We start from the raw sequence: 15,122 nt of genomic DNA, 5'->3' as shown, positions 1-15,122 counted from the left end.
GCCGGGACTCCGGCGGCACCGGCCGCGCCCTCGACGCCGGCCGCTCCCGCCGACCAGTGGGCGAGCTGGGCCGGACCGGCGGCACCCGTCGATGTGGATGCCACGACGGTCGCGCCGCCCGTGGCGCCGTCGGCGGTCCCCTCCCAGACCATCCCGGCGATCCCGCTGCCGCCGGTGATCCCGCCGATGCCGGGCGCGGCGCCGGCCCCGGCGGCTCCGCCCGCCGCGCAGCCCGCGGCTCCTGCTGCGCCCGCTCCGACGCCCGCGTTCTCCACCGCGCCGCCGGCCGAGCCGTTCGCCACCCCGGCGCCGGCGGAGTCGTTCGCTCCGGCGGCGCCGGCTCCCGCGGCCGACCCGCTCGACTTCGCGGTCGCGAACACCGTGCTCCGCGACGGGAGTGGGCCCATCCTCGGCGCCGACGACGACTTCGACGACGACGTCGAGTCGACCGTCGTGGTCGATCGACGGCCGCGCGTCACCTGGCGCCTGGTGCTCGACGACGGCACGGAGCTCGGTCTCACGGCCGACCGCGTGCTGCTCGGTCGCAATCCGAGCACGGCCGATCCCGCCGAACAGCGCCTGCCGGTTCCCGACTCGACGCGCACGCTGTCGAAGACGCACGCCCGGCTCGTGCTCGCCGACGGCCAGTGGTCGATCACCGACCTCGGCTCCACCAACGGCGTGCTCGTCGATGAGGGCGGCGAGGAGCGCCTGATCGACCCCCACGACCCGGTGCCCGCGCGTGGCCGGTTCGTGCTCGGCGAGGTCGGCATGCGCGTGGAGATGGGGGGCGGCTCGTGACCGAGCCGGCGTCGTCGGTGATCCTCAGCGTCGGCGCCGCGACCGATCGCGGCCGTCGCCGTGAGGTGAACGAGGACTCGTTCCTCGCCGAGGCGCCCGTCTTCCTCGTCGCCGACGGCATGGGCGGCTACGAGGCCGGCGACCGTGCCAGCCAGGCGGTCGCCGAGTCCTTCCGCCGCCACGCGACCGGAGGCCTGACGACGACGCTCGAGGCCGTCCGCGATGCGCTCGTGGGCGCTGACGACGCCGTCGCCGACGTCGCCGCGAGCACCTCGCGCGGCGCCGGCAGCACCGTCACGGGCGTCGCCCTCGTCGACGACGACGGCGTGCCGAACTGGCTCGTCTTCAACGTCGGCGACTCGCGCGTGTACCGCCACCTCGGCTCCGACCTGCAGCAGCTGACGGTCGATCACTCGCTCGCCCAGGAGCTCGTCGACGACGGGTCGCTGCGTCGCGAGGACATGAAGGGCTTCGCCCAGCGCAACGTCATCACGCGCGCGATCGGCGCCGCCGACAGCTCGGCCGACAGCTGGCTGCTGCCCGTGACGAACGGCGAGCGCCTGCTCATCTGCTCCGACGGGCTCACCTCCGAGGTCACCGACGAGGCCATCCGGGCGACGCTCACGATGGCCGGTCGGCCCGAGTCGGCGGCCGAGGCGCTCGTCGCGCGTGCGAACGAGGCCGGCGGACGCGACAACATCACGGTCGTCGTGGTCGATGTCGTCGCCGGCGGTCGCCGCACGCCGTCCGACGACACGTCGGGTTCGGCATCGCTCGCGGCCGTCGTCGACGACGAGCTCGACGGCACCACGATTCCGGTGCGGGCGGGCGGTCGGTCGTGACCGTGTCGTCGCGCGGGGCCGACGTGCTCGGGCCTCAGGGCTTCGACGCGAAAGGGTTCGACGCCGCGGGCTTCGATCCCGACGGCATCGACGCCGAGCGCACCGTCGTGGTGCGCGGGCGCGCCGCGGCCTCCGAGTGGCCCGACGGCGACGGCGAGGTCGAGATCGAGGTCGACCGAACGATCGTCGTCGAGCGCCCGGGCGAAGCCGATCGCACGGTCGTGGTCGAGCGCGGGGGCGCCTTCGACGAGACGGTCGTCGTCATCCGGCCGGGTACGGATGCCCCGTCCGGGCACGTCCCCGCCGACGAGGCCGACGAGGCCGACCGTACGGTCGTCGTGCGCCGCGCCGCGGACGCCGAGTCGGAAGCCGACGCCGACGCCGACCGCACGGTGGTCGTCGTCGACCGAGTGCACCAGGCGCCCGAGGCCGAGGCTGCGCCACTGCGCACGAGTCGCCGCGTGCGGTCCACGAAGCGCCGGCGCGCCCTGCAGCCCGCGCCCCTCGATCCGGCGACGCTGCGTCCGGCCCGCCCCGGAGCGGGCGCCGGTGCGATCGACGCCTACCCGGTGCGGCCGGTCCGCACGATCGCGGCGGCCTCTGCGCCGCCGCTCGGGGTCGACGCCGACGAGCCCACCCGAGCCACGGATGCCGACCTGCCGTCACTCGCGCGTCGTTCGCGTCGACGCGCGGTCGGAAGCGTCGTCGCCGTCGCCGCCACCGGGGTCTTCTCCGTCGCCGGCCTCGTCACGCTCGGCGTGCTGGCCCTCGCTGGCTGAACCCGAAGCATCGCCCGCCCGCTGGCCGCGGCGCGCCCGCGATCGGTGCTCCGCGCAGCTCTTCAGCCCGTGATCGAGGCCGCGACCGCCGGCGCGTCCGCGACGCGTTCCGCCGTGCGGGCCGCCCGGCGAGCGATCGCGCGGATGCCGAGCCCCGACGCGAGGAAGACCGCGGCGAGGAGCATCCACCCGGCGAAGCCCATCGATTCGGTGGTTCCCGCGACGACGAGCGGCGCGGCCATCGCGCCGATGGAGTAGCCGGCCCCGAACAGGCCCTGGTAGGTGCCCATGCGCACCGGGTCGGCGAGCTCGAAGCTCAGGCCCCAGCCGCTGGCCTGTGAGAGCACCTCGGCGAACGCGTGCCCGAGCGCGGCGAGGATGATCGCGATGATCGCGATCCAGGCCGGGATGCCCGCCGCGAGGGCGTAGACGACGCACGCTCCGGCCATCAGCCACGCCGCGATGCCCGCGGCTCGACCGGCGACGCGGAAGTCGTGCGTGCCGCGCGAGAGCGGCACCTGGAAGCAGATGACCACGACGGTGTTGAGGATCAGCACGGCGGCCACGAGCACCTCGGACGCCTCGGTCTGCTGGGTGATCCAGAGCGGCACGGCCAGTTCGCCCACGCCGAACTGCATGCCGAACACCGCGCACAGCGCGGTCAGCAGCAGGTAGCGCGGGTCGCGCCAGGGGGAGTGCACGGCGGCGGCGCGGCGGGCGGCGCGCCGGTTGGCGACCGCGTCGAGCGAGCCGGTCTCGGTGCGGAGCGGCTCGACGGGCTCGCCGGCGGGGATCTCGTCGACCGACGCGGGCAGCCGCACGAGCCGTACGAGGGCGAGCAGGTACGAGATGCCCGCGATCACCAGCAGCCAGCGGTAGGCGTCGGCGGTGCCGATCGCGAGGGCGATCGCGCCGACGCCCGAGCCGACGGCGATCGCGAGGTTGGTGACGGTTCGCAGCACGGCGCGCGCGTGCACGCGGCCCTCCGGGGCGAACGCGCGCGCGAGGATCGCCATCCGCGACGTGTTGGCGGCCTGTCCGAAGGCGCCGACGACGATGGCGATGGCGAGGGCCGTGCCGAAATCGCCGATCAGCGCGTAGCAGATCAGGCCGAGCGCCTCGAGCGCCGTGAATGCCAGGAGCAGGCGGCGCACGGGGAACCGGTCGGCGAGCCATCCGCTCGCGAAGGATGCGAGCACGCCGGCCGCGCTCGACGCGGCGAGGATCACCGCGACCTCGCCGGCCGACAGGCCGACGATGAGCGTGAAGTAGAGCACGGTGACGGCCAGGAAGATGCCGCGGCCGACACGGCTGATCAACGTTGCGGTGACGAGGATGCGCAGGATCGGGTCGGCGACGGATGCCGCGAGCCGGGCGGTGAGGGAGCGGGTCACGGTTCGTTTCTCCCAGAAGCGGCGACCGCATGGAATCGATGTAGCGTTGTGCTTCATGTTGCGGTACCTGCTCACCGAGGACGACATCGGCGCGATCCGCTTCGGCATCTCCCCGTTGACCGAGCTCGGCCTCTCGTTGCGCGCGATCACCGATCCGTCGCTCTTCCCGCTCCAGCTCGGCTGGCTGCGCCGAACCGAGGCGGCGCGCGAGCGACTCGACCTCGAGACGCTGCTGGCGCTCGTCGACGAGCGGGGCTGGATCCCCGACTTCCTGAACCCCCGGCCGGCTTCGCCGCTCACGCGCCTCGACGACGAGTTCGCCGCACTGCTCGCGACGCCGCCCGAGGTGTTCCGGGCCGAGCTCGAGGCCGTCTTCGGCGAGGTGCCGCCGGTGTTCCGCGGCTCGCCGACGCGCGCGTTGCGCCGCATCGAGCGGGCGCTGCGCGAACTCTGGGCCGGATGCTTCGAGCCGTACTGGCCGCGGATGCGCGCCGTGCTCGAAGCCGACATCGTCTACCGCGGCCGGCAGGTCGCGCAATCGGGCCTCGCGCCGATGCTGAACGGGCTGAGCCCTCGCGTCGAGTACGAGCACGGCGTGCTGGCCATCCGCCTCACCGATCCGACGGTTCGGGAGCGGCCGATCGGCGGCGACGGGCTCACGCTCATCCCGACGATGTTCACGCGCCGCAGCTCGGCCCCGGTCGGCGACGGCCCGCCGATGCTGCTCTACCCCGCTCGAGGACAGGGCGCGCTCTGGGAGACCGAACCGGTGAGCAATCCGGCCGCCGTCGCGGCCGTGCTCGGCGAGACGCGGGCGGGCCTCCTCGCCGCGCTCGGCGAGCCGGCCTCGTCGACCGAACTCGCGGTGCGCCTCGGGGTCACGCCGTCGGCGGTGAACCAGCACCTGCGCGTGCTCCGCGAGGCGGGCCTGCTCACGGCGACGAGGTACGGGCGCAGCGTGCTGTACCTGCGGTCGGAGCTCGGCACGGGCCTCCTCGCGGGTGCGGGTGCGGGTGCGGGCGCGGGTGCAGGTGTGGGCACGGGCGTGGGCGTGGGCGCGGGCGTGGGCGCGGGTGCGGGTGCTACATCCGCGCCGTGAGTGCGAGCCAGCGGCCGACCGCGTCGCGCATCGCGGCCGTCTGCGCGGGCTGACCGCGGTCGCGCGGCGGAACCGTCTCGAGCGGCGCGTCGAGCGCGCCGGCCCAGCGCTCGGCGAGCTCGAGCGGATGCACCGGGTCGTTCTCGGCGCCGAGGACGAGCGAACGGATGCCGCGGCCGGAGATCTCCGCGAGCTCGGACTCGTCGGCGAACGCGCGGTTGCGCGGCACCTCGACCAGGCGCATCGCACGTTCGACCGCGAGCGGTGCCGAGAACTGCGCGAGCAGCGCCGCGGCACCCGCACGGGACTGCGCGGCGACGGCGTGGAACAGCTCGGTCTCGCGGAACTGGTCGACGGCACCGGCGCCGCCGTCGTGCAGGAGATCGCCGATGACGGGGAAGACCCGCAGGTGATCGGGCAGCGACGTGTCGTCGAACGACGGTCGCACGAACACGGCGCGCTCGACCGGCAGCAGGGCGTCGGCTGCGAGTCGGAGGGCGATCGCCGCACCCATCGAGATGCCGATCACGGTCACCGGCTCGGCGGCGGCTTCGGCGGAGAACTCGGCCAGGGCGGCCTCGGCGACCTGGGCGGCGAGCCGGTCGAGCGCGAAGTCGGCGGGGGATCCCACCTCGTGCGAGGTGCCGTGCGCCCGGACGTCGACGGCGACGACCTGGCCGGTCGCGGCGTCGATCGCGGCGAGCACGGGGCTGAACAGTTCGAGCGGTTGACGGCGATCGGCCCCGAGGCCGTGGATCAGCAGGGTGCTCACGCGAGCGGCCCGGGCCGGTAGAACCCCCGGTCGCGGCCGTCGGGCGGAGCCAGCGGCGGGGCCGTCGGGGCGATCAGTGCGAGCAGGTGCTCGGCGAGGCCGACGAGGATCTGGATCTGGTCGTCGTCGCGGTCGACCCATCGGCACTCGGGATCGCCCACGGGGATGAACCCGTCGTGGCGTTCCCACACGACGAGGGTGCGCTCGGCGCCGAGCACGTACTGCTGCCACCACACCTGGCGGAGGTATCCGCGGGGGATGCCGCGCCAGGGCTTGGCCGTCGTCTTGATCTCGCACAGCTCGAGCGCGCCGCCCGCTCGCACGGCGAGGCCGTCGGGGGTCGCGAGGTGCCTGGGGTCGCTCTCGGCGTGGAACAGGAGGCCCGACGGGTCGATGCCGTGCTCGCGTCGCACCCACTCGGCGATGACGGGTTCGCGCTCGCGGCCGTGGTCGGTGAACCGGCTGCCGCCGAAGCTCCGTCCGCCGGAGCCGTGCAGCTTCTCCCACGCGGCCGAGCGCACGGCCTGGCGGCTCGACAGCTTGGCCGCGTCGGTCGCGGTGACCCCGCGCGACCGTGCCCGCAGCCAGGCGACCCGGTCGCCCGAGTCGGCGACGATGCGCCGCTCGTGCGGCAGGGGCGCGCGTTCGACGGCGACCGCTGCGTGCACCGGGGGCGTGTACTCCTCGAGGTCGAAGAGCGCGAACGGTTCTGGCACGTTCCGAGCGTACTCGCCGCCACCGGCGGGAATCACGCGACGCGACCGATGCCCGGCGAGCCGCTATCCGGGCGGGGTCGCGAAGAGGTCGGCGATCGTGTTCTCGCGAGCGTCGTCGAGCGCGTCGTCGAGTCGTCCGTTCGACGAGAGGAGCCCCACCCCGTGGAGGAGGCTCCACAGGAGTTCGGCCCGCACGGTGCGCTCCGTCGCGTCGCGTCCACCGACGGCCCGCTGGAGGACCGCGAACCCTTCGACGAGGGATTCGGGCGTGTCGCCCGCGGCGAACGCGAAGTCCGTGCGGAACGAGGCCATCGCTTCGTAGATGGCCGGGTTCGATCGCGCGAACTCGAGGTAACCGGCGATCAGGTGCCGCAGATCGTCGTCGGGCGATGTCATGCGCGCCGTGAGGTCGGCGTACCCCTCGAGCACGAGGCGCCCGACGATCTCGTCGCGCCCGCCCGGGAAGAGGCGGTACAGGATCGGCTGGCTGAAGCCCATCTCGTCGGCGAGTCGGCGCACCGTGACCGCGGCCCACCCCTCTTCCTCGGCGATGCGGCGCGTCGTGTCGACGATGCGGCGCTCGCGGTCGCGGCGTCGGTCGATCTCTTGCGCATTCCGTGCCATGAAGCTAGGTTAGCAGTGCTAACCGCTAGCGTCGCTAACACTTACGGATCAGGAGCCGAAATGGAACTCATCATCACCGCCGTCGCCGCGATCGTCGCCGTCCTCAACTGGCCGTGATCTTCGGCACCGACGTGGTCGCGGCGCTCGTGCTGCGCCCCGTCTACGCCGAGCTCGACGACCGAAGCATGGTGCAGGTCGTCGGCCGAGGCCACCACTACGGTGACCGGCGACTGCCGGTCACCGGCATCCTCGGCACGGTGCTCACCGCCGCGACCGCGGGCGTTGCGATCGCATGGGGAACGGCGGCGACCGCCACGCTGTCGGTCGCTGCACTCGTGCTGCTGCTCACCTGGCTCGCGCTCTTCGCCCGCATCTCGGCACCCATCAACAAGACGCTCACCGCTGCCGCGCTGAGCGACGAGGTGCCGTCCGACGCCCGCGCGCTGCAGGCACGCTGGGAGTCGATCATCGTGCTCCGCGCCGTGCTGATCGGGCTGGCGGTGCTGCTGCTGTGCGTGACCCTCGTGCTCGCATGACGACGGGCGCGGTCGTGCGGGGCCCGCGGCCTTGCACGACCGGTCGGCCGGACCGCGGCTCAGCGGGCCGCGAGCTGGTCGATGCCCTCGGGCGAGAGCGCGTGGTGGATCGCGAGCATGCTCGCGCCCAGCACGGCTGCGTCGGCCGCCGCCGCCGACTGCACGATCGCGAGGTGCTCGGTCGCGAGGGGCATCGAGCGCGTGTAGACGACCTCGCGCACGCCGGCGATGAGGTGCTCGCCGGCCCGCGCCATCGAGCCGCCGATCGCGATGACCGACGGGTTCACCAGGCTCACGCAGGCCGTCAGCACCTCGCCGATGTCGCGGCCGGCCTGGCGAACGGCCTGGATCGCATCGAGGTCGCCGCGCTTGACCAGGTCGATGACGTCGCTGCCCGAGTTCGCGGCGACGCCCTGTTCGCGGAGCGCGCGGGCGATGGCGGGGCCCGAGGCCAGGGCCTCGAGGCATCCGCGATTGCCGCAGTGGCAGGGAACGCCCGCGCCGCGGGCGACCTGCACGTGGCCGATGTCGCCCGCGATGCCCTGCGCCCCGCGCTGGAGGAGGCCTCCGGAGATGACGCCCGAGCCGATGCCGGTGGCGACCTTGACGAAGACGAGGTGCTCGACGGCGGGCCACGCCTGCGCGCGCTCGCCGAGGGCCATGATGTTCACGTCGTTGTCGACGAGCACGGGCACCTCGAGGTGCTGCTGCACCCAGCCGGGCACGTCGAAGCGATCCCAGCCGGGCATGATCGGCGGGTTCACCGGCCGCCCCGTGGAGTGCTCGACCGGGCCGGGCACGCCGATGCCGATGGCGACGAGGTCGTGCCGGTCGCGGCCGAGGCCGTCGACGAGCTCGCGGCCGGCGTCGACCATCCAGCCGAGCACCGCCTCGGGGCCGTCGGCGATGTCCATCGGCTCGCCGTGGCGCGCGAGCACGGTGCCGGCGAGGTCGGTGAGGGCGATCGTGGCGTGCGAGGCGCCCAGGTCGGCGGCCAGCACGAGGCGCGCGCCGGGGTTCAGCGCAAACTGCGACGGGGGTCGCCCGCCGGTCGAGGCCGCGTCGGCGACGGGGGTCACGAGGCCGAGTCGCATGAGCTCGTCGACGCGCGCGGCGATGGTCGATCGCGCGAGGCCGGTCGCCTGCGCCAGCGAGGCGCGGGTACGGGGCACGCCGTCGCGGAGCAGCTGGAACAGCTCGCTCGCCCCCGAGATGCCGAGTGCGGATCCCCGGCTGATGTCGACCATTCACTGAGTAAAGCACACCGCCTTCGCTTGCCCGAACATCACGAAAGTGTCACGACGAGGACAACTTTTGACGAGGGACTAGCAAAAGCTGCGAAGCATGTGTCACTCTGTCCGCATGACAACGGATGTCACGGCTCCCGCCCGCACGATACGGGCCGGCTTCGTCGGGGGCGGCTTCATGGCCGCCGTGCATTCCCGTGCGGCACGGGCGGCGGGCGCCGAGCTCGCGGGCGGGGCATCCTCGTCACCCGAACGCTCGCGGGAGGCGGCCGGCCGACTCGGCCTGCAGCGCTCCTTCGACTCGCTCGACGACCTCCTGCTCGACGCGGCGGCCGATGTCGACGTGGTGCACGTCTGCACCCCGAACGCCACGCACGCCCGCATCGTTCGTGCCGCCCTCGAGGCCGGCAAGCACGTCATCTGCGAGAAGCCGCTCGCGACCGACGCGGCGACCGCGGCCGAACTCACGGCGCTCGCCGCCGAGCGGGGCCTCGTCGCCGCAGTGCCCTTCGTGTACCGCTTCCACCCGATGGCCCGCGAGGCGCGGGCGCGCATCGCGGGCGGCGACGCGGGCCGGCTCGTCAGCGTGCACGGCGCCTACCTCCAGGACTGGCTCGCGACGCCCCACGACGACGACTGGCGCGTCGACCGCGGCCTCGGCGGGCCGTCGCGCGCCTTCGCCGACATCGGCAGCCATCTCGTCGACCTGCTCGAGTTCACCGCGGGCGCGCGCGTCACGCGCCTGAACGCCGTGACGAGCACGGTCTACGGCGAGCGGTCGCAGAACACCGACATCGCCACTGAAGACCTGGTCGCCGTCATCGTCGAACTCGAGGGCGGCGCGGTCGGCACGCTGCTCGTCTCCCAGGTCGCGCCAGGGCACAAGAACGGGCTCGTGCTCGAGCTCGGCGGCACCGCGGCCAGCGTCCGCTTCGAGCAGGAGCGGCCCGAGCGACTCTGGATCGGGCGCACCGACGCCTCCCAGCTGGTCGAGCGCGACGCCGCCCGGCTCTCGGCCGACGCGGCGCGCCTCTCGCTCGTACCGGCGGGGCATCCGATGGGCTATCAAGACGCGTTCAACGCGTTCGTCGCCGACGTCTACGCGGCCATCGCGGGCGACCGCCCCGAAGGCCTGCCGACCTTCGACGACGGGCTGCGCGCGGTGCGCGTGACCGAGGCGGTGCTCGCCTCGGCGGCATCCGGCGAGTGGGCGGAGGTGGCGGCGTGAGCGACCAGACGAACCCGGGCGCGAGCGGAGCGACGGGCACGGCGACCGCCGAGCCCGTGCTCGTCGCGAGCGGCCTCGAGAAGTCCTTCTTCGGTGTGACCGTGCTGCGCGGCGTCGGCCTCGAGCTGCGTGCGGGCGAGGTGCACGGCCTCGTCGGCGAGAACGGCGCGGGCAAGTCCACGTTCATGAAGATCCTCGCTGGCGTGTACGAACGCGACGCCGGCACGGTGCGACTCGGCGGCGCGGACGTCGACTTCCACCACCCCGTCGAGGCGGCGCAGGCGGGCCTCGCGACCGTCTTCCAGGAGTTCAACCTGCTGCCCGAGCGCAGCGTCGCCGAGAACGTCTTCCTCGGCCGTGAGCCGCGCAAGGGCGGGTTCGTCGATCGCAAGGGCATGGTGCGCCGCACGCGCGAGCTCCTCGACGAGCTCGGCATCGACTTCATCGACGCGGATGCCCCGGTGCGCAGCCTCACCGTCGCCGAGCAGCAGATCGTCGAGATCGTGAAGGGCCTCTCGACCGACGCCCGCGTCATCCAGATGGACGAGCCCACGGCCGCGCTCGCCGACCACGAGGTCGAGCTGCTCTACTCGATCATCCGGCGGCTGCAGGAGCGCGGCGTCGCGATCCTCTACGTCTCGCACCGGCTGCGCGAGATCTTCGACCTGTGCGACACGATCACCGTGCTGAAGGACGGCGCGCTCGTCTCGACCGACCCCGCCGCCGACCTCGACACCGACGAGCTCGTGCGCCGCATGGTCGGCCGGCCGATCGAGGCCTACTATCCCGACGCCGAGCCGGGCACCGAGCTCGGCGAGCCGCGCCTCGAACTGCGCGGCGCGGGCAACGACTACGTCGACGCCGTCGACCTCGAGGTGCGCGCGGGCGAGATCGTCGGCATCGCGGGCCTGCAGGGGTCGGGCCGCACCGAGCTCGTCGAGGCCGTCTTCGGCGTCGCGCCGTTCACGCGCGGATCGATGCGGCTCGACGGCCGCGAGGTGCGCGTGACCGGCGCCCGCCAGGCGGTGCGTGCGGGCCTCGCCCTCATCACCGAGGACCGCAAGGCGCAGGGCCTCGCCCTCAACCAGTCGATCGCCGACAACGCGCTGCTCGTCATCCGCTCGGTGTTCTCGCGTCGCACCGGCGCGGTTCGCCGCGAGCTCCCGGGCGTCCTCACGAGCCTCGAGGTGGCCTCGCAGGGCGTCGACCAGGAGGTGCAGTACCTCTCGGGCGGCAACCAGCAGAAGGTCGTGCTCGCCAAGTGGCTCGCGACCAAGCCCCGCGTCGTGCTCCTCGACGAGCCGACGCGCGGCATCGACGTCGGCGCCAAGGTCGCCGTCTACCGACTCATGCGACGACTCGCGAAGGAAGGGGTCGCGATCCTGATGATCTCGTCCGAGCTGCCCGAGGTGATCGGCATGTCCGATCGCATCCTGGTCATGCACGACGGCCGCGCCTCCGCCGAGCTGCCCGCGCGCAGCGACGAGGCGACCATCCTCGCGGCGGCCACCGGCACGCTGCGCGTCGGCGGCACGGATGTCGCGGACCTGGGGGGTGCGTCGTGAGCGCCGCCTCCGCGGCACCCCGACCCGCCCGGCCGCGCCGCAGGCGCCGCCTCGACGCGTCGCTCATCGTGGGCATCGCGCTCGTCGCCGTGATCGTCATCGGCGCGGTTCTGCTGGCCACGATCGGCCGCAACTTCTTCAGCGCGGGCAACATCCGCGACATCCTGACCGGTATGAGCGTGCTCGGCTTCGTCGCGATCGGGCAGACCCTCGTGATCCTGTGCGCGTCGCTCGACCTGTCGGTGCCGTACGTGGTGAGCCTGTCGAGCCTGATCGCCGCCGACATCATGGCCGGCAACCCGGCGAACATCCCGATGGCGGTGCTGGTGGTGCTCGTGGTCGCCGCCCTGATCGGGCTCGCGAACGGGCTCATCGTCTCCAAGCTCAAGGTCAACGGCTTCATCGCGACGCTCGGCACCGGCCTCATCATCAAGGGCTACCTCGACACGAACTACCAGGGCACGAGCGGCTCGGTGCCCTGGGACTTCCAGCTGATCGGCGCGACCGGCGTGGGTCCGATCCCCGTGTCGACGCTCCTCATGCTGTTCGTCGCGCTCCTCGCCGCGCTGTTCCTCGCCCGCACGCGCACCGGCCACCGCATCTACGCGGTCGGCGGCGACGAGCAGGTCGCCCGGCTGTCGGGCATCCGCACCGCGCGCCCCGTGATCGTGGCGCACGTGCTCTGCTCCATCTCGGCGGCACTCGCCGGGCTGCTGCTCGCGAGCCGGCTCGGCGTCGGCAGCCCGACCGTCGGCACGCAGGGCGGCTACGACCTGCTCTCGATCGCCGCGGTCGTGCTCGGCGGCACCCTGCTCATGGGCGGCCGCGGCTCGATCTGGGGCACCATCGGCGGCGTCGCGATCTTCGCGGTCGTCGACAACGTGATGAGCGTGCTGCAGGTGAACCCGTTCCTGAAGGACGTCGTGCGCGGGGTCGTCATCGTCGCCGCCGTCGCGGTGTACACGAGTCGGCAGGTCGACCGGCGGCGCCCGAGATTCGGTCCGCGCGGGTCGGTCTCGCAGGCGACGGATGCCCCGGGCGGCAGCGACTCCACCGGCACCGGCCGCCCCGGTGAGACGTCCTCCGACCGCGAGGAGGTGCGCGCATGACCGCGACGACCACGACCCCGACCCAGCCGGGCTTCGGCGAGCGCCTCGCCGCGTTCGGCCGGATCCTGATCAGCCCCCGCGGAGCGGTGTTCCTGCTCCTCGCGATCCTGCTCGTGGCGATCACGGTGCTGAACCCCTCGTTCGCCGAGCCCGACCAGCTGGTGCGGTTCATCCAGCGTGTCGCGCCCATCGCGATCGTCGCGATCGGCCAGTACTTCGTGATCGTCGGCGGCGAGTTCGACCTGTCGATGGGCTCGGTCGTGACCGCGCAGGTCGTGATCGCCGGCAATCTCATCGGGCAGGATGCCTCGCTGGCCCTGCCCGTCACGGCGCTGATGCTCGCCTTCGGCGCCCTCGTCGGCCTCGTGAACGGCCTGGTCGTCTCGTTCCTGCGGGTGCCGAGCTTCATCGTGACGCTCGGCATGATGCTGGCGCTGCTCGGCGGCGTCCTCTACTGGACGGGCGGTGCGGCCACGGGCAACCCGGCCGACGAGTTCCGCGAGCTCGGCCGCGGCGGCATCCGCGACCTGCCGGTCATCGGCATCCTGCCGTGGGCCGTCGTGATCCTCGCCGTGGTGCTCGCGCTCGCGATCTGGTTCTCGAAGCGGCCGTTCGGCCGCACGATCATCGCGCTCGGCGACAACCCGGTGACCGCCGCGTACTCGGGCACCCGAACGTGGTGGGTGAAGACCTCGACATTCATCCTCTCGTCGCTGTCGGCCACCGTCGCCGGCATCCTGCTCGTCGGCTATGCGGGCGTCCACCCGAGCGTCGGCCGCGGCTACGAGTTCACGGCGATCACCGCCGTCGTGCTCGGCGGCGTCGTGCTGGGCGGCGGGCGGGGCTGGGTCGTCGCCGCGGTCGCCGGCGCGTTCGCGCTCGAGGCCCTCTTCACGCTGCTGAACTTCGCCGGCGTCCCGTCGACGTACCGCGACGCCGTCCAGGGCGTCATCATCATCCTCGCCGTCGCCTACGCGGCGACGACATTCCGCGCGCGCCGCAAGGGCCGCGCCCTCGAAGCTTCCCCCGCCGGACCCGAGCAGGCACCAGAGCCCGGGCCAGACGAGGCGAAGGAGACGGTTGCCGACCCGGCATCCGCTCGTCCTGCACACATTCCCTCGACGCAGAGGGACGACAACGACACCAAGGGAGGTTCGTGATGCGACGCAGGTTCACCGTGGCATCCGCCATGGTCGGGGCTCTCGCGCTGATCGCGCTGGCGGGCTGTACCACCGACCCCAACGTCTCCGCCCCGAGCGAAGAGGCGGCGGAGACCGAAGAGGCGGTCGAGTGGTTCGACCAGGAGCTCTTCGACAAGCAGGACGCCGAGCGCGACGTCGTGCCGGAGGGTCCCGAGGGCCAGCCGTGGCTCCAGACCATCAACGCCGAGCTCGTCGACACGGCGCAGTACGCGTCGCAGGGCGCGAAGAAGGCGTGCTTCGCGAACGCCTCGATCTCCAACCCGTGGCGGCAGACCGGCTGGATCACCATGAACGAACAGCTCAAGGTGCTCCAGGAGGCCGGTGCGATCTCCGAGATGGAGACGCGCGACGCGCAGGACTCGGATGACACGCAGATCGCCGACATCGACTACTTCATCAACGAGGGCAACTGCGACGTCTTCATCATCTCGCCGAACTCCACGGCGGCGATGACCCCGGCCGTCGAGCGGGCGTGCGACACGGGCAAGCCCGTGATCGTGTTCGACCGCGGCGTCGAGACCGACTGCCCCGTCACGTTCATCCACCCGATCGGCGGATTCGCGTGGGGCATCGACACGGCCGAGTTCCTGATCGACGAGCTCGAAGAGGGCGACAAGGTCGTGGCGCTGCGCATCCTGCCGGGCGTCGACGTGCTCGAGCAGCGCTGGGCCGCGGCCGAGAAGCTGTTCGACGAGGCCGGCATCGAGGCGGTCGACTACTTCACGGGCGCCGACCCGGCCGAGATCAAGAAGATCATCTCGGACGAGCTCGCCAAGGGCGACGTGCAGGGCGTGTGGATGGACGCCGGTGACGGCGCCGTCGCCGCCATCGAGGCGTTCGAGGACGCCGGGGCCGACTACCCCGTCATGACCGGTGAAGACGAGATGAGCTTCCTCCGCAAGTGGAAGGAGACCGGGCTCACGGGCCTCGCGCCGGTGTACTCGAACTTCCAGTGGCGCACGCCGCTGCTCGCCGCGCAGATGATCTTCGCGGGCCAGCAGGTGCCGAAGGAGTGGGTGCTGCCGCAGTCGCCGATCACCGCCGAGGAGGTCGACCAGTACCTCGCCCTGAACGAGGGCATGCCCGACGGGCACTACGCCAAGTTCGGCGGCGAGGACCTGCCCGGGTACCCGCAGGTCTGGGAGGACCGCATCATCCCGTAACCCGCTGAGTACGTTGGTCGAGTAGCGACGAAGGAGCGTATCGAG

At 72.8% G+C, this 15,122-nt stretch carries 15 protein-coding genes; 10 read left to right on the top strand and 5 right to left on the bottom strand.

The genetic code is table 11. The annotated features are described in order from the left end of the window. The 3 genes from GE115_RS17795 to GE115_RS17785 all read left to right on the top strand — a co-directional run. Window positions 1-801 (top strand): FHA domain-containing protein (locus tag GE115_RS17795; protein WP_153686095.1); only part of this gene is annotated, 801 nt, incomplete at its 5' end. Then, entirely contained in the window at window positions 798-1,643 is an 846-nt protein-coding gene (locus tag GE115_RS17790; protein WP_312855357.1) for a PP2C family protein-serine/threonine phosphatase, read from the top strand. The genes GE115_RS17795 and GE115_RS17790, both read left to right, overlap by 4 nt. Then, window positions 1,640-2,422, top strand: a complete 783-nt coding sequence (locus GE115_RS17785; RefSeq protein WP_153686094.1) for a hypothetical protein — start codon at window positions 1,640-1,642, stop codon at window positions 2,420-2,422. The genes GE115_RS17790 and GE115_RS17785 overlap by 4 nt, the downstream gene beginning before the upstream one ends. Before the next feature lie 62 nt (window positions 2,423-2,484). On the opposite strand, the gene GE115_RS17780 is transcribed toward GE115_RS17785, so the two are convergent. Then, window positions 2,485-3,816 (bottom strand): MFS transporter, encoded by a 1,332-nt coding sequence (locus GE115_RS17780; RefSeq protein ID WP_312855356.1) that lies wholly within the window; start codon window positions 3,814-3,816, stop codon window positions 2,485-2,487. 55 nt (window positions 3,817-3,871) lie between these two features. Between GE115_RS17780 and GE115_RS17775 the strand changes: the two genes are divergently transcribed. Next, window positions 3,872-4,915 carry an ArsR/SmtB family transcription factor gene (locus GE115_RS17775; RefSeq protein ID WP_153686092.1) on the top strand — a complete coding sequence of 348 codons (1,044 nt, stop codon included), beginning with the start codon at window positions 3,872-3,874 and terminating at the stop codon, window positions 4,913-4,915. Here the strand turns inward: GE115_RS17775 and GE115_RS17770 are convergent. From GE115_RS17770 to GE115_RS17760, 3 genes are all read right to left on the bottom strand, one after another. After that, on the bottom strand, window positions 4,899-5,687 hold the full coding sequence (locus GE115_RS17770) for an alpha/beta fold hydrolase (protein WP_172980002.1): 789 nt from the start codon (window positions 5,685-5,687) through the stop codon (window positions 4,899-4,901). The two genes, GE115_RS17775 and GE115_RS17770, sit on opposite strands and share 17 nt — an antisense overlap. Then, on the bottom strand, window positions 5,684-6,355 hold the full coding sequence (locus tag GE115_RS17765) for a YqaJ viral recombinase family protein (RefSeq protein ID WP_312855358.1): 672 nt from the start codon (window positions 6,353-6,355) through the stop codon (window positions 5,684-5,686). The genes GE115_RS17770 and GE115_RS17765 overlap by 4 nt, the downstream gene beginning before the upstream one ends. 111 nt (window positions 6,356-6,466) lie before the next feature. Continuing rightward, window positions 6,467-7,027, bottom strand: a complete 561-nt coding sequence (locus tag GE115_RS17760; RefSeq protein WP_153686090.1) for a TetR/AcrR family transcriptional regulator — start codon at window positions 7,025-7,027, stop codon at window positions 6,467-6,469. Between the two features lie 113 nt (window positions 7,028-7,140). Between GE115_RS17760 and GE115_RS17755 the strand changes: the two genes are divergently transcribed. Then, window positions 7,141-7,563 carry a DUF1772 domain-containing protein gene (locus GE115_RS17755; RefSeq protein ID WP_216648863.1) on the top strand — a complete coding sequence of 141 codons (423 nt, stop codon included), beginning with the start codon at window positions 7,141-7,143 and terminating at the stop codon, window positions 7,561-7,563. A gap of 59 nt (window positions 7,564-7,622) precedes the next feature. On the opposite strand, the gene GE115_RS17750 is transcribed toward GE115_RS17755, so the two are convergent. Next, complete coding sequence (locus tag GE115_RS17750) at window positions 7,623-8,810, bottom strand: ROK family transcriptional regulator (RefSeq protein WP_153686089.1); 1,188 nt, start codon at window positions 8,808-8,810, stop codon at window positions 7,623-7,625. A gap of 115 nt (window positions 8,811-8,925) precedes the next feature. On the opposite strand from GE115_RS17750, the gene GE115_RS17745 reads away from it, so the two are divergent. From GE115_RS17745 to GE115_RS17725, 5 genes are read left to right on the top strand one after another with little or no spacing between them, the layout of a single operon-like run. Next, entirely contained in the window at window positions 8,926-10,038 is a 1,113-nt protein-coding gene (locus tag GE115_RS17745) for a Gfo/Idh/MocA family protein (RefSeq protein WP_153686088.1), read from the top strand. Further along, complete coding sequence (locus GE115_RS17740) at window positions 10,035-11,603, top strand: sugar ABC transporter ATP-binding protein (RefSeq protein WP_312855355.1); 1,569 nt, start codon at window positions 10,035-10,037, stop codon at window positions 11,601-11,603. Before GE115_RS17745 ends, GE115_RS17740 begins: the two co-directional genes overlap by 4 nt. Further along, window positions 11,600-12,712: an ABC transporter permease gene (locus GE115_RS17735; protein ID WP_312855354.1), complete on the top strand. Its 1,113-nt coding sequence runs from the start codon at window positions 11,600-11,602 to the stop codon at window positions 12,710-12,712. Before GE115_RS17740 ends, GE115_RS17735 begins: the two co-directional genes overlap by 4 nt. Then, window positions 12,709-13,872 (top strand): ABC transporter permease, encoded by a 1,164-nt coding sequence (locus GE115_RS17730; protein WP_153686087.1) that lies wholly within the window; start codon window positions 12,709-12,711, stop codon window positions 13,870-13,872. Before GE115_RS17735 ends, GE115_RS17730 begins: the two co-directional genes overlap by 4 nt. Further along, window positions 13,872-15,077, top strand: coding sequence for a substrate-binding domain-containing protein (locus GE115_RS17725; protein ID WP_153686086.1), 1,206 nt, complete (start codon window positions 13,872-13,874; stop codon window positions 15,075-15,077). Before GE115_RS17730 ends, GE115_RS17725 begins: the two co-directional genes overlap by 1 nt. The last annotated feature ends 45 nt before the right edge of the window (window positions 15,078-15,122 follow it).

It is taken from the genome of Agromyces agglutinans, from assembly GCF_009647605.1.
GTDB classification, from domain to species: Bacteria; Actinomycetota; Actinomycetes; order Actinomycetales; family Microbacteriaceae; genus Agromyces; species Agromyces agglutinans.
Note: the sequence above shows the minus strand (reverse complement) of the source record. Positions and strands in the feature narration are given on the sequence as shown.